This is a genomic window from Hyphomonas beringensis, from assembly GCF_000682755.1.
Lineage (GTDB): Bacteria > Pseudomonadota > Alphaproteobacteria > Caulobacterales > Hyphomonadaceae > Hyphomonas > Hyphomonas beringensis.
Window position 1 is genome coordinate 53,788 of record NZ_AWFF01000109.1, and the last position, 21,541, is coordinate 75,328.

General features: G+C 59.3%; 18 protein-coding genes and 1 tRNA gene. 16 read left to right on the forward strand and 3 right to left on the reverse strand.

The features are described from left to right. Positions 1-21 precede the first annotated feature (21 nt). From HY29_RS17740 to HY29_RS17815, 16 genes are all read left to right on the forward strand, one after another. Positions 22-1,833 (forward strand): carboxylesterase/lipase family protein, encoded by a 1,812-nt coding sequence (locus HY29_RS17740; RefSeq protein ID WP_034799739.1) that lies wholly within the window; start codon positions 22-24, stop codon positions 1,831-1,833. A gap of 12 nt (positions 1,834-1,845) precedes the next feature. Continuing rightward, positions 1,846-4,506 carry a TonB-dependent receptor plug domain-containing protein gene (locus tag HY29_RS17745; protein ID WP_034799742.1) on the forward strand — a complete coding sequence of 887 codons (2,661 nt, stop codon included), beginning with the start codon at positions 1,846-1,848 and terminating at the stop codon, positions 4,504-4,506. Between the two features lie 65 nt (positions 4,507-4,571). Further along, positions 4,572-6,074 carry a flavin-containing monooxygenase gene (locus HY29_RS17750; protein WP_034799744.1) on the forward strand — a complete coding sequence of 501 codons (1,503 nt, stop codon included), beginning with the start codon at positions 4,572-4,574 and terminating at the stop codon, positions 6,072-6,074. Next, positions 6,071-6,919: an SDR family NAD(P)-dependent oxidoreductase gene (locus tag HY29_RS17755; protein ID WP_034799746.1), complete on the forward strand. Its 849-nt coding sequence runs from the start codon at positions 6,071-6,073 to the stop codon at positions 6,917-6,919. Before HY29_RS17750 ends, HY29_RS17755 begins: the two co-directional genes overlap by 4 nt. A gap of 189 nt (positions 6,920-7,108) precedes the next feature. Further along, positions 7,109-7,195, forward strand: a tRNA-Leu gene (locus HY29_RS17760). Positions 7,196-7,379: 184 nt separating this feature from the next. Next, the gene (gene dusA / locus HY29_RS17765; protein WP_034799748.1) at positions 7,380-8,360 is read left to right on the forward strand and encodes a tRNA dihydrouridine(20/20a) synthase DusA; all 981 of its coding nucleotides are present in this window, start codon (positions 7,380-7,382) and stop codon (positions 8,358-8,360) included. Positions 8,361-8,446: 86 nt separating this feature from the next. Beyond that, positions 8,447-10,015: a YifB family Mg chelatase-like AAA ATPase gene (locus tag HY29_RS17770; protein ID WP_051601780.1), complete on the forward strand. Its 1,569-nt coding sequence runs from the start codon at positions 8,447-8,449 to the stop codon at positions 10,013-10,015. Positions 10,016-10,052: 37 nt separating this feature from the next. Beyond that, complete coding sequence (locus tag HY29_RS17775; RefSeq protein ID WP_034799750.1) at positions 10,053-11,540, forward strand: ATP-binding protein; 1,488 nt, start codon at positions 10,053-10,055, stop codon at positions 11,538-11,540. Continuing rightward, positions 11,537-13,282, forward strand: coding sequence for an AmpG family muropeptide MFS transporter (locus HY29_RS17780; RefSeq protein ID WP_034799752.1), 1,746 nt, complete (start codon positions 11,537-11,539; stop codon positions 13,280-13,282). Before HY29_RS17775 ends, HY29_RS17780 begins: the two co-directional genes overlap by 4 nt. A 70-nt stretch (positions 13,283-13,352) precedes the next feature. Then, a complete protein-coding gene (locus HY29_RS17785; RefSeq protein ID WP_034799754.1) occupies positions 13,353-13,826 on the forward strand; it encodes a YybH family protein in 474 nt (157 codons plus the stop codon). A 103-nt stretch (positions 13,827-13,929) separates the two neighbouring features. Then, complete coding sequence (locus HY29_RS17790) at positions 13,930-14,814, forward strand: ion transporter (RefSeq protein ID WP_034799756.1); 885 nt, start codon at positions 13,930-13,932, stop codon at positions 14,812-14,814. A 147-nt stretch (positions 14,815-14,961) separates the two neighbouring features. Then, the gene (locus tag HY29_RS17795) at positions 14,962-15,669 is read left to right on the forward strand and encodes a molecular chaperone DjiA (RefSeq protein ID WP_081811500.1); all 708 of its coding nucleotides are present in this window, start codon (positions 14,962-14,964) and stop codon (positions 15,667-15,669) included. A 102-nt stretch (positions 15,670-15,771) separates the two neighbouring features. Further along, entirely contained in the window at positions 15,772-16,050 is a 279-nt protein-coding gene (locus HY29_RS17800) for a hypothetical protein (protein ID WP_034799760.1), read from the forward strand. Positions 16,051-16,169: 119 nt separating this feature from the next. Beyond that, a complete protein-coding gene (locus HY29_RS17805; RefSeq protein WP_034799762.1) occupies positions 16,170-16,562 on the forward strand; it encodes a BlaI/MecI/CopY family transcriptional regulator in 393 nt (130 codons plus the stop codon). Next, complete coding sequence (locus HY29_RS18740; RefSeq protein WP_051601782.1) at positions 16,559-18,397, forward strand: peptidoglycan DD-metalloendopeptidase family protein; 1,839 nt, start codon at positions 16,559-16,561, stop codon at positions 18,395-18,397. The genes HY29_RS17805 and HY29_RS18740 overlap by 4 nt, the downstream gene beginning before the upstream one ends. After that, on the forward strand, positions 18,394-18,705 hold the full coding sequence (locus HY29_RS17815) for a hypothetical protein (protein WP_034799764.1): 312 nt from the start codon (positions 18,394-18,396) through the stop codon (positions 18,703-18,705). The genes HY29_RS18740 and HY29_RS17815 overlap by 4 nt, the downstream gene beginning before the upstream one ends. On the opposite strand, the gene HY29_RS17820 is transcribed toward HY29_RS17815, so the two are convergent. From HY29_RS17820 to HY29_RS17830, 3 genes are all read right to left on the reverse strand, one after another. After that, the gene (locus tag HY29_RS17820) at positions 18,702-19,637 is read right to left on the reverse strand and encodes a ribose-phosphate pyrophosphokinase (RefSeq protein WP_034799766.1); all 936 of its coding nucleotides are present in this window, start codon (positions 19,635-19,637) and stop codon (positions 18,702-18,704) included. The genes HY29_RS17815 and HY29_RS17820 overlap by 4 nt on opposite strands. A gap of 90 nt (positions 19,638-19,727) precedes the next feature. Further along, positions 19,728-20,498, reverse strand: coding sequence for a peptidoglycan editing factor PgeF (gene pgeF, locus HY29_RS17825; protein WP_051601784.1), 771 nt, complete (start codon positions 20,496-20,498; stop codon positions 19,728-19,730). Positions 20,499-20,504: 6 nt separating this feature from the next. Further along, positions 20,505-21,431 (reverse strand): peptidylprolyl isomerase, encoded by a 927-nt coding sequence (locus HY29_RS17830; protein ID WP_034799768.1) that lies wholly within the window; start codon positions 21,429-21,431, stop codon positions 20,505-20,507. Positions 21,432-21,541: the final 110 nt, after the last annotated feature.

The following is a 21,541-nucleotide window of genomic DNA, read 5'->3' on the forward strand; positions in this document are numbered from 1 at the left end:
GCCAAGAGGGGATCAGCACGCATGGCAAGCAATTTGAAATGGATGGTTCTGGCAGGACTATTCCTGGGCGCAGCGGCATGTTCGTCAGGTCGCCCTGACTATGCAATTCCGGAGCTCTCCGACGAGACACGGCTGTCGATCGCTCAGGGCAGTCTCATCGGGACGAAGAATGAAGAGACGGGCGCGCGCGCCTGGTACGGTATTCCCTTTGCGGCCCCGCCAGTCGACGATCTCAGATGGAGAGCCCCCCGCGCGCCGTCCGCCTGGGACGGCATCCTTGAGGCCAATAACAAGTACTCAGCGTGTCTCCAGTATAATGAACGTCCGATCCTTCCTGGAAAAAAGGGTGACCTCGTCGGGAGTGAGGACTGCCTTTACCTGACGGTCTGGGCGCCCGGCAAGACGCCTGCCGAGCCGCTGCCTGTCATGGTCTGGGTCCATGGTGGCGCGAACACGACCGGCTATGCTGGCTTCGACGACTTTGGTCGTCTTGCAGAGCAGAACGATGTCATCGTGGTTGCGCTGAACTACCGGCTCGGGCCCATGGGCTGGTTTGCGAATGAGGCGATCCGCGAGTCCGCACTCGAGCCGCTCGATAAGTCCATGAACTTCGCGCTTCTGGACATCATCCGCGGGCTGGACTGGGTCGGCGAAAACGTGGAGGCCTTCGGGGGCGACCCCGATCTCATCACGCTGTTTGGTGAATCTGCCGGCGGCTTCAATACGGCCGCGCTGATGATGTCGCCTCTGGCAGAGGGGAAATTCCATCGCGCGATTGTGCAGAGTGCAGGCTTCAACGTCTTTTCGATGCAAGAGGCGGAAACCGGTCCGAAGGACCCCAGTCACAGGCGCGGCACGTCATCGGCAGAAGCGATCGAGCAACTTAAGACGACCGGTGCCCTGCCAGCCGATCTTTTGCCTTCCGACCCGGATTTTGCCAAACGCATTAGAGCTCTCCCCGCGCAAACGGTCTTCGAAGCCTATCGCACCATACACCAGGCCAACGCACTGGGTGGAGAAATTGGTCCGATAGACAATACAGCGGACGGTATTCTTATTCCTGAAGCCTTCGCCGAACCCGGCAATGAGGAGCGGATTCTCGCGACCGATGTGCCTCTCATTATTGGCACGAACCGGGATGAAGCGCTTGTCGCTGGCCTCGGGAGCGAGCTGTTTACAACCAAGTCCTTAGGTCTGATCCCGAAGCCAAGGGACAAGGATGCTTATGCCGCCCATGGCGGCTATCCGAGCCGGCTCTGGCAGGTGCTGGGGGTTCAGGAACCTGCAAAGGCCCGATCCAGCGCACTGGACTCGCCTGTCTTCACCTATCGCTTCGACTGGGACGAGGAAGGCAGCCACTACTTCACGGACATTTCCACTCTTGTTGGCGCGGTCCACGGACTGGAAGTCAGCTTTCTGAGCGGGGAATTCTCGGTTCCCGACGCCGATGACAAACTGTTCTTCAAGGACGCGACCAAGGCTTCACGAACCCGTCTCTCGAGCGAAATGATGTCCTACTGGGCTGAATTTGCGCGCGCCGGTCATCCTGGAAGCGGCACGCAAGAGGATCTGCCGGAGTGGCAGGCCTATGGAGACGAAACGTCTGCTGGCGAAAGCCTCATCTTCGATACGCCTGCTGATGGCGGGGTGAGACTGTTGCGCCTCGAAGACGATGTCGAAAGCCTTCTTGACGAGTTGCGCATAGATCCGCGCCTCTCAACCGACGAGCAGCGCTGCGCGACAGCCGACCTGATGATCGAGATCGCCAAGAGCCAGGGCGTCGCGCTCGATCCGTTTCAAAAAACAAAAAACACATTCTGCAAAAAACCATAGGGAGGAACCAAAATGGGAAAGAATGCACGGCTGCTTGGCCGGATCACATCGGTATCGGTATACGCGCTTTGTGCCGGAGCCATGGCCTTCGCACAGGATGCGGATCCGGGCGCAGAGACGGTTGAAGAGGCCGATGAAACGCGAACGCTTGAAACGGTTGAGGTAAAGGCCTTCACCGGTACGCTGATCAGGGGTGTCGCGCCCACAGGAACAAACACCCTCTCTATCGACGAAGACCTGATCGAGGCAATCGCGCCAGCCTCATCAAATGACTTGCTGGCAAATGTCCCGCAGGTCACGAACGCGTTCAATACGGCGCCAACCCCGGGCGCGACGATCGCCAACCCGTACAACAGGCCCAATCTCAGAAATCTCGGAGCGTCCGGCGGAGCGACGACGCTCGTTCTACTCAATGGACAGCGCATGGTCGGCACCGGTGTGCTGCAAACATCGCCTGATCCATCGACCATTGCACCCAGCGTCCTCGGCAATGTCGAGATCGTGCTTGATGGTGGCTCGTCCATCTACGGGTCCGACGCAATCGGGGGGGTCATCAACTTCATTCCTCGCAGCGAAGTGGATGGTATTGAACTCTCGGTGCGTGAAGGCTTTGGAGATGAGTTTGACTCCACCAATGCGTCTGTCCTGGCCGGCCAGAGCTGGGATGGCGGCAATGTCTATCTAGCCTACAATTACAACCAGCATGACGACATCTTCGGGCGTGACCGGGACTATGTTTTCCAGGATCACACGGCGCGCGGCGGGACCGACTACCGCAGTGTGAACTGTTCGCCCGGCACAGTCATCGCGAATGACATTCCCTTTGCCCTGCCGACCTTCACGGTCGGAGCAAACCTGTGCGATGAAACGGATGTCCTGACGATCTATCCAGAGCAGAGAGACCACCGCCTCTTTGGCAAATTCACCCAGGACCTCAGTGACACGCTGACATTCGAACTATCCGCCTACTCCTCCGACAGGGAAACAGTCCATCAGGGACAGGGGGCCGGCGTAGGTACGGGCGTTCGCGGACAAGGAATGATCACGGCGGCCAACCCATACTTCCAGAGCATCTTCGGCGAGCAATCGCAGACCGTCACATTCTCTTATGAGGATGTTTTCGGGCCAGCACTGGAGAGCAGCGTGGACCTGTCGGCCTGGATGGTGACCCCGCAGCTTACCTGGGATTTCAGTGAGACTTGGCAGTTGAAACTGTCTGCCAATTACGGGCGAAGCGACAATGTGGTTCGAACAAACCAGATCAACGCCCTTGCCGAAGCCGCGGCGCTCGCCGGAACGACGCCGGAAACGGCGCTCAACCCCTATAATGTCAGCGCCACGAACCCGGCTGTTCTGGCCGCCATCGGTGACTTCCAGGTCTATGGAGACAGCGAGCAGGAGTTGCTGCAACTGAAAAGCGTTGCGGACGGGACGCTGTTCAGCCTGCCGTCGGGCGACGTGAAACTGGCCGTCGGTGCAGAGTTCATCGAGGAAAAGATTGATGCGTCGCAAGGGCAGGGGCCTCGCCAGGCCCTCGAGCTTTTCTCCGCCGGTTCCTCGCGCGACATCTCATCGGTGTTCGGTGAGGTCCTGTTTCCGGTCTTCGACAGTGAGACTCTCGGCAGCCTTAATGCCTCTGTCTCGGCACGCTATGACAGCTATAGCGATGTGGGCGATACAACGAACCCGAAGATCGGCTTCACCTACAAGCCGACAGCCGACGTCGCCATTCGCGGTAGCTGGGGGACCTCGTTCCACGCCCCGTCGCTGGCCGACACCGGAAATTCGGTTGATACGCGGATACAGGTCTTTCCGATCAGTCCTTTCCTGGCGCCAGGCGCGGCACCCACCGACTACTTCCGCCCGACGGTTGCCATCGCTGGTGGTAATCCGGATCTAAGGCCCGAAGAGGCGGAGACCTATTCGCTTGGCATGGACTGGACTCCGATGAGTGGCGGGCTCGAGGGGCTTATGGTCTCGCTGACCTATTTCAATGTCGAGTTCACCGACCAGATCGCAGTCCTTCCGGTCCTCGAGCCAGGCTTCTTCTCGATCGCGGCCTATGAGCCTTTCTACACGATCAATCCGACACTGGCCGATGCGCTCGCTGTGGGAGAAGGGCTTCGTGTTGAAAACGCTCCGAGCCTTGAGGCCCTGTTCTTTGCGACATCGCCCTATCTGCTCGTCGATGTACGGCGCAGAAATCTGGGCTCAGTCAAGACCGACGGGCTCGATTTTGGTGTCAGCTACACGAAAGACACCAATATTGGCGAACTTCATGGCGGCGTCTGGGGCACATATACGCTAAGCCGCGACATACAGGCTGCGCCAGGAACCGCGAGCGTCGATGCGCTCGAATTCGGCGTCAGCAGACTGCAGCTGGTCGCAGACCTCGGCTGGTCAATGGGCGACTTCGAAGCCTCTCTTCGGGCGAACCACAGCGCAGGCTTTGACGCATCGGAAACCGGCGATGTCGGCAGCTTCACGACGGTCGATCTGACCGGACGTTGGACCTTGCCCGGCAATGACAGCTGGCGCGGCGATACCGTGCTCAGCCTCGGCGTCGACAATCTTCTTGATGAAGAGCCGCCATACTTCGACGACATCGACGGTTACGCGAATGGGTCGACCCTTGGAAGGGTTATCTATCTCGGTCTCAAGCAGACATTCTGATCAGGTGCGGGGCGCCCATGCGGGGGCCCCGCAGTCTTTTGCACAAGCGGAAGGAGGAAAGCAGCATGCCATTTGATCGTACGCATGAGGATGTTCTCGATGTGCTCATCCTTGGGGCTGGTCTGTCGGGGATCGGCTGCGCCGCCTATCTGAGCCGGGAGCTACCCGTCAAGACCTGGCGTATCCTGGAGATGCGAGATGACCTTGGAGGCACGTGGGATCTCTTCCGCTATCCCGGCATCCGGTCTGATTCAGACCTCCACACCTTTGCCTATGATTTCAAACCCTGGATGAGTGACAACTCCATAGCGGACGGTCCGGAGATCAAGGCCTACATCGCCGAAACAGCGGCGGACTATGGCATTCAGGACAAGATCCACTTCGACCGGAAAGTGGTCTCCTGCGATTGGTCTTCGGATGAGGGCTTATGGACCATCAAGACCGATGCGACCGACGGAAGCGGCCGGGAAACATGGCGCGCGCGCTGGATATTCTCCGCGACCGGCTATTATGATTATGCGCAAGGCTACAGGCCGGACTTTCCAGGCGAAGAACGTTTCCAGGGCCCAATTATCCATCCCCAGGACTGGCCCGAAACTCTCGATCATTCCGGCAAAACAATCGCGGTCATCGGATCGGGCGCGACCGCTGTGACGCTGCTGCCTTCGCTTGCCGCAGATGCCGCGCACGTTGTGCAGATCCAGCGCACGCCGACCTATGTCGTCCCGGTGCCGAAGCAGGATCCGCTCGCGAAATTCCTGCGGCCGTGGCTGCCGAAGAACTGGCGGCACGCCATTCTTCGCCGAAAGAATATCATCCGTCAGCACATCTTCTTCACGCTGTGCCAGCGATACCCGAAGATGATGCGCGGCTTCATCCGCAAGGCCAATTTGAAACGCCTGCCCGAAGACTATGCCGTCGACCGGCATTTCAATCCGCCCTATGACCCTTGGGACCAGCGGCTTTGCGCCGTTCCGGACGGGGATCTTTTCCGATGTCTGCGCGCTGGCCGCTGCTCCATTGTGACGGGCCAGATCCAGACTTTTGCCGAGACCGGCATAGAGATGGAAGATGGTACACGCGTCGAGGCCGACATCATCGTGACCGCAACCGGGCTGAACCTCAAACTTATGGGCGGGGTCGAATACCGCGTGGACGGAAGGCTTGTCGACTGGGCAGACCACCTCGTCTTCAAGGGCATGATGCTGGACGGCATCCCGAACTTCGTCATGGCGATGGGCTACACCAACTCGTCCTGGACGCTGAAAGTTGGCCTCATCTGCCAGTATTTTTGCCGACTGCTTTCAGAGATGGACCAGCGAGGGATGGGCATCTGCGTCCCTCTGCGCCCTGACAAAGACATGGAGCTGCGCCCGCTTCTCGATTTCAAGGCCGGATATGTCCAGCGCTCGGTCGATAAACTTCCGCGGCAAGGCGATGCCTTTCCGTGGCAGATGACCTTCGACTATGACGAGGACAAGAAGATGATGCGCAAGGGCCGCGTTGTAGAGCCGGAACTGCGCCTCTCACCTCTCCCTCAGCCTGAAGCGATGGAGGATAAATTATGAGCGGCATCTTCAAATCGCGGGTCGCTGTCGTCACAGGGGCAGGGAGTGGCATCGGCCGGGCACTGGCGATAGAACTGGCCCGCCGCGGCGCACGCCTCGCCCTGAGTGATATTAACGGCACCGGTGTCGCCGAGACCGCCGATATGGTCGCCAATGTCGGCGCCGAGGTCGATCATGCGGTCCTCGACGTTTCCGACCGCGCCGCTTTCGCCAGATATGCCGATGCGGTCCTTGAGCGTTTTGGCGGTGTGAACCAGCTCTTCAACAATGCCGGCGTTGCCCCGCCGAATACCACCTTCCAGAACACCCCCGCAGATGTGTTCGACCGGATCATGGCCATCAATCTGGACGGCGTGCTGACCGGCACGCGGCTCTTCCTGCCGCATATCATCGCCAGTGGCGACGGGCATGTGGTCAATATTTCCAGCCTCAACGGCTTTATGGCGCAGCCGCACATGTCGCCCTATGTGACCAGCAAGTTCGCCGTGCGGGGGTTTTCCGAATGCCTGCGGATGGAGATGCTGCACGAGAACCTGCCTGTAGAGGTCACCGTCGTCCTGCCAGGGGGCGTCGCCACCCAGATTGCCTCGAACAGGGCGGCCGAAATCGAAAAGCTTCCACCTGAAAAACGGGAGGCTGCGCGCGAGCGTTTCAAGGTCTATCAGGAAAAGCTTCTGACAATGCCTGCCGAAACTGCCGCCCGTGAAGTCCTCTCGGGCATGGAGCGTGGCAAGCGCCGCATCGTGCTGACCAGCAAAGCAAAGAACCTCGACCGTCTCGTGCGCCTCCTGCCCGAAGGCTACGTCAAAATCGTCGTACGCCAGATGAAAAAGATGTTTAGTTGAGAGCGTAGCCCTTCCTGGATTTGTACCCGGGAAAGATCGATCGATGCAGATAGAAGTCCTCTGCGAATGCAAGACGCGTGGTGCCGTGGTTTCCCTGGGTCCTGAAACTGGCATCTTCATTCGAAATTGCTGGAATTCCCCGTTGACGCCACCGGGATCAGCCTATACATCGGCGCCTTCCGATCCCGTGCCCAGATGGCGGAATTGGTAGACGCGCTACGTTCAGGTCGTAGTTCTCGCAAGGGAGTGGAGGTTCGAGTCCTCTTCTGGGCACCAGGGATTTCTCGCCAGTATGGTTTGAGAGCGCTTCTTCGAGCATTCAGGTTCTTATGCTTTCGCTTACTGAGCCGAGAGGTGAGCCCGTCATGTACACAGGTGAGGCAAATCCGCTAAAAGCGCCTGCGAAGCGCTCTGGCAATGGCGCAATTTTATGCTTGAGTCCTGAAATGCCCGGGGAAACATGAAACACGATCAGGTTTACAGGTTCTCCGTCGCGCCCATGATGGACTGGACCGACCGGCATTGCCGGTCGTTTCACAGGTGCCTGTCCAAACGCGCGCTGTTGTGGACGGAGATGGTCACCGCCGATGCGGTTATCCATGGAGACCGCGAACGTCTGATCGGGTTCTCAGAGGCAGAGCACCCTCTGGTGCTGCAGCTCGGCGGAAACGAGCCGGCCAAGATGGCCGAAGCAGCCAGCATCGCCGAAGCCTTTGGCTATGATGAGATAAACATCAATTGCGGTTGTCCGTCGGACCGCGTCCAGTCCGGAGCGTTTGGCGCGTGCCTGATGGCCCAGCCGGATACGGTGGCGGAATGTGTCAGTGCGATGCAGGCGAGCGTGGCCATTCCGGTGACGGTCAAGTGCCGCATCGCGATTGATGATCTGCCGGCAGAAGAAACCCTGTTCAGCTTTGTTGAAAAAGTCAGTGCAGCGGGCTGCGATGTGTTCACCGTGCATGCGCGTAAGGCTTGGCTGAAGGGGCTGAGCCCAAAGGAAAACCGGGAGGTGCCACCTCTGGATTATGGCCTCGTCTCAAAGTTGAAGAGCGCGCGTCCGGACCTGACCATCCTGCTGAATGGTGGCATTCCGACAATCGAAGCCTGCCAGCAGCATCTGGAGGAATTTGATGGTGTCATGCTCGGGCGCGCAGCCTATCAGACGCCGGCGATCCTGGGCGAGGTCGACGCCGCTCTTTATGCGGATGGCGCGCCCGTTTCGCCTTTTGATGCCATCGAAGCCTACAAGCCTTATATGGCGGCGCGTTTGCAGGAAGGCGTGGGATTGCATGCAATGACCCGGCACATGCTGGGCCTTTTCAATGGCCGGCCTGGCGCGCGGCTCTGGCGCCGCACCTTGTCTGAGCTGGCGCCAAGGGCTGGGGCGGGTCTGGATGTTCTGGACAAGGCGTTGGAAGCGGTATCCCTTCAGCGCGCATAAGTCCTGTTTCGATTTTCATTAATTTTTGTTCTTTATTTGTTCGAGTTTAATTGTTAACCTCTGGTTTAGACGAACTGGGGGTTGCGATGGTTTGCCGGGTTACGACATTTGCATTTGAGGGCGTGGACGCCCAGCCTGTCGATGTGCAGGTGCAGATGACCAGCGGCAATCCGGCCTTCCATGTTGTTGGCTTGCCAGACAAGGCGGTGGGGGAAAGCCGGGAAAGGGTGCGCGCGGCCTTCGCATCTCTCGGACTTGCCATGCCTCCCAAGCGTATCATCGTGAATCTCGCACCAGCTGACCTGCCCAAGGAGGGCAGCCATTACGACCTTGCCATTGCGTTGGCTATTCTGGCGATGATGGGCGTAGTGCCCGGGGACCAGCTTGAAGGATATGCGGCGATTGGTGAACTTTCGCTGGATGGGACATTGGGGGAAACGCTGGGCGTGTTGCCGGCGGCCATGGCGGCTGAGGCTATGGATCTGCAATTGATTTGTCCACAGATCTGCGGGGCAGAGGCCGCCTGGGCCGGAGGAGGGGTGATTGCGGCTCACGGCCTGATTGCTTTGATCAACCACTTTACAGGCCGGTCTGTGATTGCCCCGCCCAAGCCGGGGGAGCTTGCGGAGGAATCAAGCGGACCTGATTTGCGAGATGTGAAAGGGCAAGAGGGCGCAAAGAGGGCACTTGAGATCGCGGCAGCCGGTGGGCACAATCTGCTTTTCTGTGGTCCGCCCGGGTCTGGCAAATCCATGCTGGCGCAGCGTCTGCCGGGTTTGTTGCCGCCTCTCTCCGCGCGGGAGTTGCTGGAGGTTTCGCAGATACAATCCGTTGCCGGATTGCTTCAGCGCGGACGCCTGTCCCGGAAGCGGCCTTTCCGCGCGCCGCACCACTCTGCGTCCATGGCTGCTCTGGTGGGCGGCGGCATCAAGGCGAAACCGGGAGAGGTCTCGCTGGCACACCATGGCATTTTGTTTCTGGATGAGTTGCCGGAGTTTTCGGCAACGGTTCTCGACAGTCTTCGGCAACCGCTTGAGGCAGGGGAGGCTGTTGTGGCGCGGGCAAATCGCCATGTGCGCTATCCCGCCCGGTTCCAGCTGGTCGCTGCAATGAATCCCTGCCGATGCGGGGGAGGGCCGGGCGCGGCTGCATGTCGTCGCGGGCCGCGCTGTGCGCAGCAATATCAGGCGCGTTTGTCGGGTCCGTTTCTTGACCGGATCGACATTTATTATGACACGCCGCCGGTTACGGCTGTGGACCTGACCTTGCCGACACCGGCTGAAGGAACGGAAGAGGTGCGCAAAAGGGTCAGCCGGGCTCGTGAAATTCAGTCTGAACGGTTCAGTGAGGTGGTTAGCGATACGTGCCGGCCCGTAAATGCCGATGCGCCTTTGCCGGAACTGGAGAAGCATGCCGCTCCGGATGAGGCTGGCGCGGCCTTGCTGCGGCAGGCAGCCGAGCGTCTGAGCCTAACGGCCCGGGGGTATAGCCGGGTTCTGAAAGTCGCCAGAACGATTGCGGACCTGGAAGGGGCAACATCTGTGCGCAGGCTTCATGTGGCAGAGGCATTATCCTATCGGCACAGGCCGCCTGGCATGCCCGAAGCCTCCATGAGCGCCGTGTCTCAGACGGCGTCAGCCAGCCATTCCGGTTAAATGAATGCTAAAGGCTTTGGGATAGGCCCTTGTCGATATGACAGATGCGCCAGATTCCCCTCCATCCGCCTCCAAGCCGGAAGATACATTTCTGGCGACAGCCAGCCATGAGATCCGCACGCCCCTGAATGGCATCCTCGGGACGGTTTCCCTTCTTCTTGAGACAGATCTCGCACCAGCCCAGCGTGAATATGCCGAGGCCATTCGGTTGAGCGGAGCGCGTCTGCTGGAATTATTGAACAATGTGCTCGACTATGCGCGCCTTGATGCGTCTGCGGTCGAGATGGAGCCTGAGAGTTTTTGCCCGGCCCGCCTCGGCCGGGAAGTCATTGAGCTGTTGAGCCCCCGGGCGCATGCCGCCGGGCTGGACCTTGCGGCGCGTATCCTGCCGACGCCCATGCCGACCTATATTGGCGATACGGGGCGGATTCGTCAGATCCTGTTCAATCTTGTCGGCAATGCGCTGAAATTTACGCGGCAAGGCGGGGTGCTCCTGGACATCAAGGCGTTGGATGACGGGCTGGAGTTCCGCGTCATCGATACTGGGCCGGGGATTGCCGAGGCGGATCGCCAGCGTTTGTTTGATGCCTTCCACCAGTCGAGTGCGAAAGATGCCTATAAGGATGGCGGTGTCGGGCTCGGCCTGGCCATTGTGAAGCGGTTGACCGAATTGCTCGGTGGCCGGGTGGATGTCACGGGCCAACTGGGTTTGGGCACGGCTTTTTCCGTGTTCTTGCCGCTCGCGCGTGCTGACATGCCACCGACCCATGATTTGCCGGAATTGGGCGTGACGGTCGGGTTGATTGGATTGCCTCCGGCGACCACTTTGTCGGCTTCCGTCTCTCTGGCGGCTGCGTCTGCACGGGTCGTTCTGGTGGACCCTGCCTGCGGACGGGTGCCTGCGGATATAGATATTCTGCTGATCGGCGCAGATGTCCGCGAGGCCCTGGTTAAATCCTTCGCGCGGCAAAAGCCATCCCTGGTCGTATTACGCCCTGAGGACAGAGGCGCGATCGCTCGCTTCCGAAGCCTTGGCTGTTCGGGCTGGCTGGTTCGTCCCTTGCGCGCCTCTTCCGTTGCAGAGCGTATCTATGTTGTGAAATCGGGGGAACAGGCCATTGATGAACCGGAAGCGGAAACCGGCGCAGGTCTTGTGCTGATCGCAGATGATAATCCGGTCAACGCGCTGATCGCACGACGTGCCTTGGAATCGGCTGGTTTTGCCGTCACAGTCGCTTCGACCGGAAGCGAAGCCGTGGAGAGCGCCACCAGTATGAATCCCGTGTTGATCTTGATGGATTTAAGGATGCCCATCATGGATGGCTTTGAAGCCATGCGCCGCATTCGTGAGACAGGGTCAGACGTGCCTATGATTGCCGTTTCTGCCGAAATCAATCCCGATATTGAGCGTCAGGCCCTTGCATCGGGGGCAAACGCTGTGGCTGCCAAGCCGTTGGATGCCGAAGCGCTTCGTACACTGGCTCTGAACTGGACGCGCGCTCAGTCGCATGAAGGCGCTGCATGAGCGATACACCTGCGACGCAGCCGCCCATCAAACAGCCACCCCGTGCTGTGCGTGCCCTGAGGGCGATGAAGGATCGCCGCATGGTGGCGATGATCCTGCTGGCTTTTGCGGCCGGCCTGCCCATGGGCGCCACGCTCGGTCTGCTGAATGCATGGCTGACGGAGGTCGGCATCACGCCAGCCACGATTGGTGTGCTCTCTCTTGTTACGCTGGGCTATGCGTTCAAATATCTGTGGGCCCCCCTGTTTCAGGACCCGCGCCCGTTTCCATTTCTGGGGCGCCTTGGCGCGAGGCGGTCGTGGCTCTTGGTGTTGCAAATAGCCCTCGCGGCGTTGCTGGCGCTGTTTGCTTTCTCCGATCCTACAAAGAATATGGGGCTCGTCGCCTTCGGCGCATTCCTTATCACATTGCTGTCGCCCACGCATGATTTGCTGCTGGATGCCTGGCGCATCGAAGTGGCAAGATCTGATGTCGACAAGGACATGATGTCGGCGCTGTACCAGCTTGGCTACAAGTCTGCGGGCTTTGTTACCGGCTTCTTTGCTTTGCTGATTGCCGAACATTATGGCTGGGTCATTGTGTTCCTTATGGTCGCTGGCTTCATGCTGATGTCCGTTGTCGGCACATTGATCGCGCCAGAACCGGAATCCTCCCGCGTCCGCAGCGAAACACGCGAGACTTTTTACAAAAGCTTGCCACACAAGGTTACCCTGCCAGCCATCGTGATCGTCGCGCTCGGCTGGTTGATCGCGTTTGGAATGATTGTGGTGTTCGTGATTCAGGCCTTCGGTCCGGAAGGGGCGTCGGGCTCTGCCTTTGTGCGGAATGAGGGGCCCTGGATTGTTGCGTTTACGGTCGTCCTGCCTGCGCTGGTTTCGGCCTTTCTGATCTACCGTAACAGGGCTCATCCTCAGACTGTTGCCATACTGGTTGACGAGGAAACGAAGCTTCAGGCAGCCCAACGTATACTGTTCCGCTCAATCTTTGATCCGATGATGGATCTGATCTTCCGCTTGCGATGGGGCGCGCTGCTCGTGCTGCTGCTGGCACTGACCTATCGCTTCACAGATGCCGTCTGGGGTTCGTTTGCCTATCCGTTTTATCTGGGCGAGAATTTTGGCGCGCTCGGACATTCTCTGGCAGATGTCGCCATTGCCTCAAAGCTCTTCGGGGTCATTGCGACCATTCTGGGCTCCCTGATGGGCGCGGTCCTGATAGGTGTGATCGGCAGGATGCCAGTTTTCTTCCTTGGCGGCGTTGTCGCAGCCGTCACGAATCTGCTCTACGCAGACCTTGCCGCAGGCGCTGTGGCGGTCGATTCCTTTCTCGCCTTTACGCATCTCGATGCGCCTCTCATCGCTCTGGCGGATTGGGGCTCCACGCTGTCGGTCAGCACGGCAGAGGCTGATCATGGCCAGCGGATGGCGCGCCTTATGGTGACCATTTTTGCGGAGAATATCGCAGGCGGTCTCGCGCTTGTGGCCATCACCGCTTACCTGACATCTGTGGTCAATCCGCGCTTTGCTGCGGTCCAGTATGCCTTGCTTGCCTCCCTGACAATGCTGATCGGCACGCTTGGTCGCCCGTGGCTCGGAGAAATGATCGAGAAGAATGGCTTCTACGACGTCTTCATCATCACGTTCTGGCTGGGCGGCGTTGCCGTTGTGCTCAGCGCCATTGAATGGGTTCGCCAGGCCAGGTTGCCGAAACAGGATGAGGCAGCAACATCAATTGACGCCTGACAAATGCGGTTTCGGCTGGTGCCTTGATGGCGTCCTTGCTTAAACACGGACTGCTGAACAGGAGATCGCCATGCGTATTTTGATTGCCGCTGCGGCTTTGGCGCTTTTGCCCATAGCTTGCGTATCTCAGCCTCCCATGCCTGATGCGAGCCTTTCCGAGGCTCAGCAGGCCGAAGACATGGCTGCGATCACTGCACTGCTGGAGGCGCAGGATGAGGCTTGGAACCGCGGAGATATTCCGGGGTTCATGGCGGGGTACTGGAAGTCCCCCGATTTGCGTTTCGCCTCCGGCGGCAACATTGTACGGGGATGGCAGGCGACACTCGACCGCTATGTGGCGCGGTACGGATCAGCTGACACGATGGGCCATCTGACGACATATGACAATGAGATCGTTCTGCTCTCTTCTGACGCGGCCGTTGTGCATGGCCGCTGGAAGCTGGACATGAACGGGGCCGAGCCATCCGGGCTCTACACGCTCGTGCTGCGCAAAATCGCGGGGCAGTGGCGCATCACATCCGATACGACCACCTCTGCGGACTGAGGCCCGGCGCCGCCATTATCCTCCCGTCTCTGACTTGGCAGAGGCAACCGAAGCGGGCAAAACCGCAAGGCTTTGACTTTGGGACGCAGGGACGGGACGACCAATGGGACGCGCGACACTCGATACGGAAACGCATAATTCTGGCCTGGAACGGGCAATTGAAAGACCGTGGTTCCTGCGGACAATCATTTCTCTGATTATCCTGAATGCGGTCATTCTGGGTGTGCTTACTTATCACGCCAGCTTGTCGCCTGAACTCGTTCACCTGCTGGAGCTTCTCGACCACGGCATCACCTGGGTCTTCGCTGCCGAGATTCTGTTGAAGCTCGTAGTCTACAGGTTGCACTTCTTTAAGTCGGCCTGGAACTGGTTTGATTTCATTGTCGTCGGGGTGTCGCTTGTGCCGGGCGGCACTGCGTTCAGCGTGCTTCGGGCGTTGCGTGTGCTCCGGGTGCTGCGTCTTCTGCATGTCGTGCCGATGATGCGCCGGATTACAGAGGCGCTGATGAAGGCCCTGCCGGGCATGGGGGCCATCTTTGCGGTGTTGGCACTGGTTACCTATGTGGCTGCCGTCATGGCCACGAACATGTACGGCAATACGGACAATGAGGAAGTGGCACTTCTGTTCGGTGATCTGCCGAGCTCGGCCTATTCGTTGTTCCAGGTCATGACGATGGATGGTTGGCGATTTGAAGTTGTCCAGAAGGTGATCGATGACGGCCACCCCTATGCCTGGGTGTTCTTCCTGATTTTCATCTTCATCGCCAGTTTCGCCATCCTCAACTTGTTCATAGCGCTGGTCGTGGATTCGCTGGCGGCGGAGCAGCAGGCCATTCTGGAAGAGGGGCTTGAAGACATTGAGGATGATCTGGAGGAAGAGCTGGAGACTGCGGAACTCGGGCGCTCGGCCATCCTGACGGCCATTCAGGAGATGCGGGCGGAACTTGCAGACCTGAGGTCTGTGGTCGAAAGACAGTCCAGAGATTAGCCGTATTCTGCCAGTCCCTTCTACCGGGAATGTCTATACATTGAATTTCAAAAGAATTTCATGCATCCGCGTGTGAGCAAGGCTTCACGAAACTGTCAGCATGACGCGCTCCCATATTTCTGAAAATCGGGTATATGGAGAATAGACATGTCTCTCTGGGCAAGACTTCTTGAGGGCGGACGGCGCTTGTTCGACCCTGATGCCACCTCTGGCGAAGACGCCAGTGGGGAGTTTGCGTGTGCGCCAGACCCGAACGATGTCGGCTTTACCGCCGCTGTTGTCGGGCTCGGGGCGAAACTGGCTGCGGCTGATGGCAATGTCTCCGACAAGGAAATCATGGTGTTCTCGCGCGTTTTCCGCGCTGCACCGGAGGATGCTGACAGTGTTCGCCGCGTGTTCAACATCGCGCGGCAGACTGTGCGCGGCTATCAGGGCTATGCCCGCAAGATCGGCCGGAAGTATCATGACCGCCCATGCCTGCTGGAAGGCGTGTTGGACGGCCTGTTCCAGATCGCCGGGGCAGATGGCGTCGTGACCACTGAGGAAATGGAGTATCTGGAGACCGTGTCGCAAGCCTTTGGCTTTGACGAGGCGACTTTCCGGCGGATCCGCGCTAGCCATCTGGGGCCGGACAAGGAAGACCCGTACTTCATTCTTGGGGTGCAGCATGATGCGGCGTTCGACGATATCCGAGCCGCCTATCGCCGTTTGATGGCAGATAATCACCCGGACCGTGTGGTTCAGATGGGCGCTCCGAGAGAGTTTGAGGATGCGGCCCATGCCAAGGCAGCGGCGATTACGGCCGCGTATGCCCAGATTCGCACTGAACGCGGCCTTATTGTGCGGCCGGATTAGGCTTTTCACCGGGCATCCTGCCTTTCTTACAAGGATTTGAGGTGGCTTTACATTGACGTGAGGCCCTGATGACGCCATCTTTTGGGGGAACAAGAGGATCAGATGACCCGCACAGCTTCCCAAACGGCTCGCATGAACCTGTCAGATGCCCTGTCAGGTGTAATTGGCTTATTCGCTCAGCTTGGCATTGGCGTGCTCCTCGTTCTTTTTGCAGGCCTGCTGGCCGTCATGACGGCGATCGCGGGTGTGCTTCTGGCATCTGCCGCTCTGGTCATGCGCTTTGCCAATCGTCGCAGCGCATCTCCCATCACGCCGTCGGGCGAGTCTGACCCTATGACGCTTGAAGCCCGCCGCACCCCGCGCGGCTGGACGGTCGAATAGATCCCACCACTCCTGGCTTTCTTGAAATAAAAATTCGCCGGAAGAAATTGCGGCTGGTTTCACTTGACGTGAGTGCGCTACATATGTAGCGTATCGGTGACGATGATAGTGAGGTCGCCATGTCACAACCCAATCCATCCGAACTTGCCGTTCTGAAACACCTCTGGTCCAGCGGCGCGCAAAGTGCGCGTGAGGTGCATGATGCCATCGGCGCTCAGCAGGGCTGGAAGCCCTCGACGACCCGTACTGTCATAGCGCGCATGGAAGACAAGGGCTGGGTGACGCGCCAGGATATTCACGGCATGGCGGTTTTCACGGCCAAGCTGGACCGCACGGCTACGCTGGGCGGCCTTGTTCGGCATCTGGCCCGTCAGGTGCTGGATATAGATGGTCCCATTCCGGCAGCCTTGTTTGCTGAAAGTCCTCATCTGTCAGATGCAGAGCTGGACGAGTTGGACGCGATCATCAACGCGGCAGAGGACGAGGCATCGGACAAGAAAGGGGGCGTATGATGAGCCCGCTGAGTCTTGTACTTTTGGCGCTCGCCTGGAGCGGTGTGGTCTGCGCAGGTGCTTATCTGATCTGCCGTATGCGACCATCCCCGACCATTGCTCAGGCGATATGGCGTGGCGCAGCCTTTCTGTTGATCGCCCCTTTCGCGGCTTCGGTCTTTGTGCCGGCCTTGCCTGCTCTTATGGATGCGCCTCTGGCAGAGCTGCCCATGCTTGAGCCTCTCGCTGTCATGCCGGAAGGGACGGGAGAGGCAGTCGCTCAAGGGCCTGCATTTCGCATGCCTGATGCCGGTGCACTGACAATCATGATCCTGGCGCTCGGCTGGGGTGTCCGGGCTCTGCTCTGGGCTGTCAGCCAGGTCCGTCTCCAGCGCCTGAAATCCTGGGCCCGGCCCGTGAACCGCCCCATCTCGCATTGGGCCGAGGCTCTGGGACTTTCCCGCACGCCTGCGGTGCATGTCATACCGCGTGGCGCGCCCTTCCTGGCGGGGATCACTGAGCGCAGAGTGTATGTTCCTGCAGCCCTGATCCGCAGGGAAGGGGCCCAGCAGGTAATTGTTCACGAACTGGTCCATCTGAAGCGCGGAGACCTTCTGGCCCGCCCATTGGAGCGGTTCATCGCGGACCTTTTCTGGTTCTCTCCCTTTGCCTGGTTGATACGAGGTCAACTCGATTTCTGGCGAGAGGCTGTGGTTGACCAGAAAACGGTCGAGCTGACCGGAGACCGGATTGCTTATGCAAAAGCCCTGACATCTGCTGCGCGCATCTCGCGCGATGAGGCGGTGCTGCCTGTGGCAGCATTCATCTTGCAGAAGAAAGGAAACCTGAAGATGCGTCTCACCGAACTCCTTATTGAGAAACCCCGCCCGCGCCGTATGGGCCTCGTCGTGGCCGCGGCGCTGGCCTGCGCTGCCCCCCTCGCCATTGCCCAAGGTGTACTGATCAAGGGCACCGCGGCGACGCCGGGAGCAGACATCGCCTACAGCCATGCGGTGTTGGACAAGGCGCGCCTTACGAGCCCTTTCGGCAATCGAAAGCACCCAATCAGTGGCAAGATGAAACAGCATGATGGTGTAGATCTGGCAGAGGCTGAAGGCGTGCCGGTCTACGCACCGGCCAGTGGTGTTATCACCTTGGCAGCGGAGAAGGGGGCCTATGGCAATCTGGTCCTGCTGCAGGCGAGCGAGCAGACATCTCTGCGTTTTGGTCAGCTGCAAAGCATGGCGGTCAAAGCAGGTGATACTGTCAAAGCAGGAGATGTGATCGGAACGCTCGGTCAGTCTGGCCAAGCCACAGGGCCACATTTGCACTTTGAAGTCTGGCGCGGTGGTGTTGCTGTTGATCCGCAGACGGAGGAGGGCCTGACTTTGGCGAGCGACCTATTTGTTCCTGCAGGTCTTGAGAAGGAGGCAGGAGCTTCTGAATCAACAGACCCGTCCGCCATGACAGAGGCATGCAGTCAGGTCGACGATTTTCTTTCTGCGCCGGTGACGGATGTGGCCTGGGTGGCGCGCAAGGCGCAGGCGAGCTCGGCCAATGCGGCGGCCGGGCTGGCGATCGGGAAGGACTGGCAGCCTGAGACTGTGTCCCACCCTTCGCCGTCCTATCCGGTCCCCGCGGCGACGGAGATGCTGAGTGGCGCCTGCCTCGTCATGTTTGACCTTGGCACAGATGGCCTGCCGAAGAACATGCAGGCGGCCTGCTCCGACCCTGTTTTCGAAGCCTCGGCTGCGGAGATGAAAGGTGCGCGCTTTGAGCCCATCAAGGGCCCGGACGGCAAGCCTGTCGAAGTGAAGGGGCTGGCCTATCCAATTGAATACTGCATTGAGGGGTGAGGGGCGCTGTCCTCTGTCTGGCGGCGCTGCTGACAGGCTGCGCCGCCTCTCCCGTGGGGGCGGGGGATGTGGTGCGCTCGCAGGCCCTGCTGTTGCAGCCGGGGGGTGAAGCCACATTGCGGGTCGATTGCCCGCCGGGCCAGATGCCCGTGTCCGCCCGGACAGAGGCAGGCGATGCCTTCATCATTACAGAAAGCCGGCCGGCTGAACCCGGCGTCTGGTGGGTGACATATGCCAACCCGGCCGACAGCACCGCGGAAGCGGATGTGTCGATCATACTCACCTGCCGAAAAATCGGCGACGGCTAGCGTTCGAACAGTTTTGAGACGCTTTCTTCATTGGCGATGCGGCGGATGGCTTCGCCCAGAAGGGGGGAGATCGGCAGGATACGGATTGATTTGGACTTGATCGCATCCTGTGAGGGTTGGATCGAATCCGTCATTACCAACTCGTCGAGCACCGATTTCTCGATGCGCTGAACGGCATTGTTGGAAAGCACGCCATGCGTCACATAGGCGGAGACAGATTTTGCGCCTTGCTCTTTCAGGGCCGCAGCCGCGTTGGCCAGCGTGCCGCCGGAGTCACACATGTCATCCAGCATGATGCAGCGTTTGCCGTTCACATCGCCGATGATGTTCATGACTTCGGACTTGCCGGCTTCAGGGCGCCGCTTATCGACAATGGCAAGGTCTGCTTCCAGCCGCTTGGCGAGGGAGCGGGCCCGCACCACGCCGCCAACATCGGGAGAGACGACGATCAGGTCGGCCTTGCCATAACGTTCCTTGATGTCATCCACCATGACCGGGCTGCCGAACAGATTGTCTGTTGGAATATCAAAAAAGCCCTGGATCTGGCCTGCGTGCAGATCGACGGTCAGAACACGGTCAGCGCCGGCAGAGTGGATCAGGTTCGCCACCAGTTTTGCGGAGATCGGTGTGCGGCCATCCGTTTTGCGATCCTGCCGGGCATATCCGAAATAGGGGATCACGGCGGTGATGCGGCGTGCGGAGGCCCGTTTCAAAGCATCCATGCAGATCAGAAGCTGCATCAGATTGTCATTGGCGGGATAGGAAGTGGACTGGATCACGAAGACATCTTCGCCACGGACATTCTCGTCGATGCGGACGAAAATTTCCTGGTCGGAGAACGTCTTGACCTCTGAGCGCGTCAGGCGCGTGTCCAGATAGTCGGCAATGGCTTCCGCCAAGGGCCGATTTGCGTTGCAAGAAAGCAGTTTCATATTTGGAGTGCCCGTGCTGCCCGGATTGGTGTCGCTTTTGTAACAGCTGGGCGCGAGTCGCAACCGGACTCTGTCGTGTTTTTAAGAAAATTACACTTCGAGCAGGATCACAGAGGCATTTCGGCCGTAATCCGGCTCTCTGCGATGGTTGCGGCGCCGGTTAGAGAAGTAGCTGTCTTCCAGGGCGCAGGTGTCTAGGCCCGTATTGTGAATATCCTGCAGGCCAAGCTTTTTCAGCCGCTGATGACAATAGCCGGGCAGATCAAAATGGTAGCGGTCGCTACTCCCTTGCGTGAACAGGGCTGCGCTCTCGGGCGACTGGGCAAGGAAGGTCTCCCGGAATTCGGGGCCGACCTCATAGCTTGCCTGTTGGATGGTTGGCCCGATGGCGGCTGTGATGCGATCAGCCTTGGCGCCGAGATCCGTCATAGCTGAGACCGTGGCGTCCAGCACGCCGCCAATCGCGCCTTTCCAGCCTGCATGAGCCGCGCCGATGATCCCGGCTTCAATATCTGCGAACAGAACGGGCGTGCAGTCGGCCGTCAGAATGCACAGGCCCATGCCCTTTTCCGTCGTCACCATGGCATCGGCTTTCGGGCGTGCATCCCATGCCTCGGTGACATGAACCACATCAGCAGAATGGATCTGGTAGCAGGAGAGCAACGCGTCCGCCTGCATGGCTACACGCAAGCGCTCGCGATTTGCAGCAATATTCTCTGGCGCATCGTCTGAGCCGATACCGACATTCAAACTGGTATAGATGCCGGTGGACACGCCGCCTTGCCGTCCGAAAAAGCCATGGCGGATGCCGGGCAGGGGGGAGAGATTGGGGGCTTCCACATGGGGCGGCGGAGGGGTCATGCCGGGTCAGTTTCCTTGCGCAATGGGGCGGGCGGGTACAGGAAGCGTACAGATATCGACAAGTTTGGGCGGTTTCACGACAAAGGCGTCATAGATCCCGTAATTGCGTTTTTCGTCTTTCAGCGCTTCCCAGTCCGGGCTTGGAGTGGCCATCACTTCCCACTGCGGGCGAAGGGCCTCTGGCATATCGGCGGCAAGGCCGATGGAGATGATTTCATTTCCGCTCAGGCGCTGCGCCCGGTCGGCCATCTTTTGTGGCGCCGTTGCCGGGTCGACAAAAGATGGCGCATCCTCTTCGCTCACCGGGTCAACGCGCTTCAGGCGGTTGATATGTTCCATGCCAGAGATGACCCGCCCGAAGACCGTGTAATTCCGGTCCAGATAGCGCCGGGGGGCCAGCGGTATGAAAAACTCGGTTGAACCCGTGCCGGGATCATCATCCCGCGCCATGCCAAGCGTGCCTGGGCAATTGAGCAGCCATTCCTGATCGCCCTCGCGTCCAGTGGCAAAGCCTTCACGATGCCCCACCGGATCGGCAAACAGGTCTGCATTGCCGAACGCATCAAAGCCCCGGGCGTTGACTTCGCGTTCGGCTTCCAGAGGTAAGAGTGGCCAGTCTTTCAGACGATCTTCAAACTCAAGACCCGCCTGAGCGACATGGCCATCAATCACGCGGTAGAAATATTCACCATTATAGAGATTGGCCCTGATGGCTTCGCGAAACTGCTGGACATGTTCCGGCGCGGCGTCCTCGGCCAGTTCGATGATGACTTCGCCGGTTCTGGTTTTGAGGATGACGAGATTTTCCGGTGTCACGGGCCGCCAGGATGCTTGAGGCGTTGAAGCAGTCGGCGGGGCAGGTGCGGCAACGGGTGTCTGGCAGGCCGACAAGGTCAACAGACTGGCGGCGGTGACTATCAAGGCGGTGCGCATGATCTTTATCCTTCTTCCCAAGTCTGCGCGGGCCTGCTAATCGCCGCGGCATGTATCAGATAAGTGCAAGGGGCGCGCGGGCGCCAGTAGAAACTGCGTGGGATGCGCTC

What these genes read in the sequence shown, in the direction of transcription:
- HY29_RS17740 (WP_034799739.1), top strand. Translation starts at nt 22, where the DNA reads ATGGCAAGCAATTTGAAATGGATGGTTCTGGCAGGACTATTCCTGGGC.
- HY29_RS17745 (WP_034799742.1), top strand. Translation starts at nt 1,846, where the DNA reads ATGGGAAAGAATGCACGGCTGCTTGGCCGGATCACATCGGTATCGGTA.
- HY29_RS17750 (WP_034799744.1), top strand. Translation starts at nt 4,572, where the DNA reads ATGCCATTTGATCGTACGCATGAGGATGTTCTCGATGTGCTCATCCTT.
- HY29_RS17755 (WP_034799746.1), top strand. Translation starts at nt 6,071, where the DNA reads ATGAGCGGCATCTTCAAATCGCGGGTCGCTGTCGTCACAGGGGCAGGG.
- dusA (WP_034799748.1), top strand. Translation starts at nt 7,380, where the DNA reads ATGAAACACGATCAGGTTTACAGGTTCTCCGTCGCGCCCATGATGGAC.
- HY29_RS17770 (WP_051601780.1), top strand. Translation starts at nt 8,447, where the DNA reads ATGGTTTGCCGGGTTACGACATTTGCATTTGAGGGCGTGGACGCCCAG.
- HY29_RS17775 (WP_034799750.1), top strand. Translation starts at nt 10,053, where the DNA reads ATGACAGATGCGCCAGATTCCCCTCCATCCGCCTCCAAGCCGGAAGAT.
- HY29_RS17780 (WP_034799752.1), top strand. Translation starts at nt 11,537, where the DNA reads ATGAGCGATACACCTGCGACGCAGCCGCCCATCAAACAGCCACCCCGT.
- HY29_RS17785 (WP_034799754.1), top strand. Translation starts at nt 13,353, where the DNA reads ATGCGTATTTTGATTGCCGCTGCGGCTTTGGCGCTTTTGCCCATAGCT.
- HY29_RS17790 (WP_034799756.1), top strand. Translation starts at nt 13,930, where the DNA reads ATGGGACGCGCGACACTCGATACGGAAACGCATAATTCTGGCCTGGAA.
- HY29_RS17795 (WP_081811500.1), top strand. Translation starts at nt 14,962, where the DNA reads ATGTCTCTCTGGGCAAGACTTCTTGAGGGCGGACGGCGCTTGTTCGAC.
- HY29_RS17800 (WP_034799760.1), top strand. Translation starts at nt 15,772, where the DNA reads ATGACCCGCACAGCTTCCCAAACGGCTCGCATGAACCTGTCAGATGCC.
- HY29_RS17805 (WP_034799762.1), top strand. Translation starts at nt 16,170, where the DNA reads ATGTCACAACCCAATCCATCCGAACTTGCCGTTCTGAAACACCTCTGG.
- HY29_RS18740 (WP_051601782.1), top strand. Translation starts at nt 16,559, where the DNA reads ATGATGAGCCCGCTGAGTCTTGTACTTTTGGCGCTCGCCTGGAGCGGT.
- HY29_RS17820 (WP_034799766.1), bottom strand. Translation starts at nt 19,637, where the DNA reads ATGAAACTGCTTTCTTGCAACGCAAATCGGCCCTTGGCGGAAGCCATT.
- pgeF (WP_051601784.1), bottom strand. Translation starts at nt 20,498, where the DNA reads ATGACCCCTCCGCCGCCCCATGTGGAAGCCCCCAATCTCTCCCCCCTG.
- HY29_RS17830 (WP_034799768.1), bottom strand. Translation starts at nt 21,431, where the DNA reads ATGCGCACCGCCTTGATAGTCACCGCCGCCAGTCTGTTGACCTTGTCG.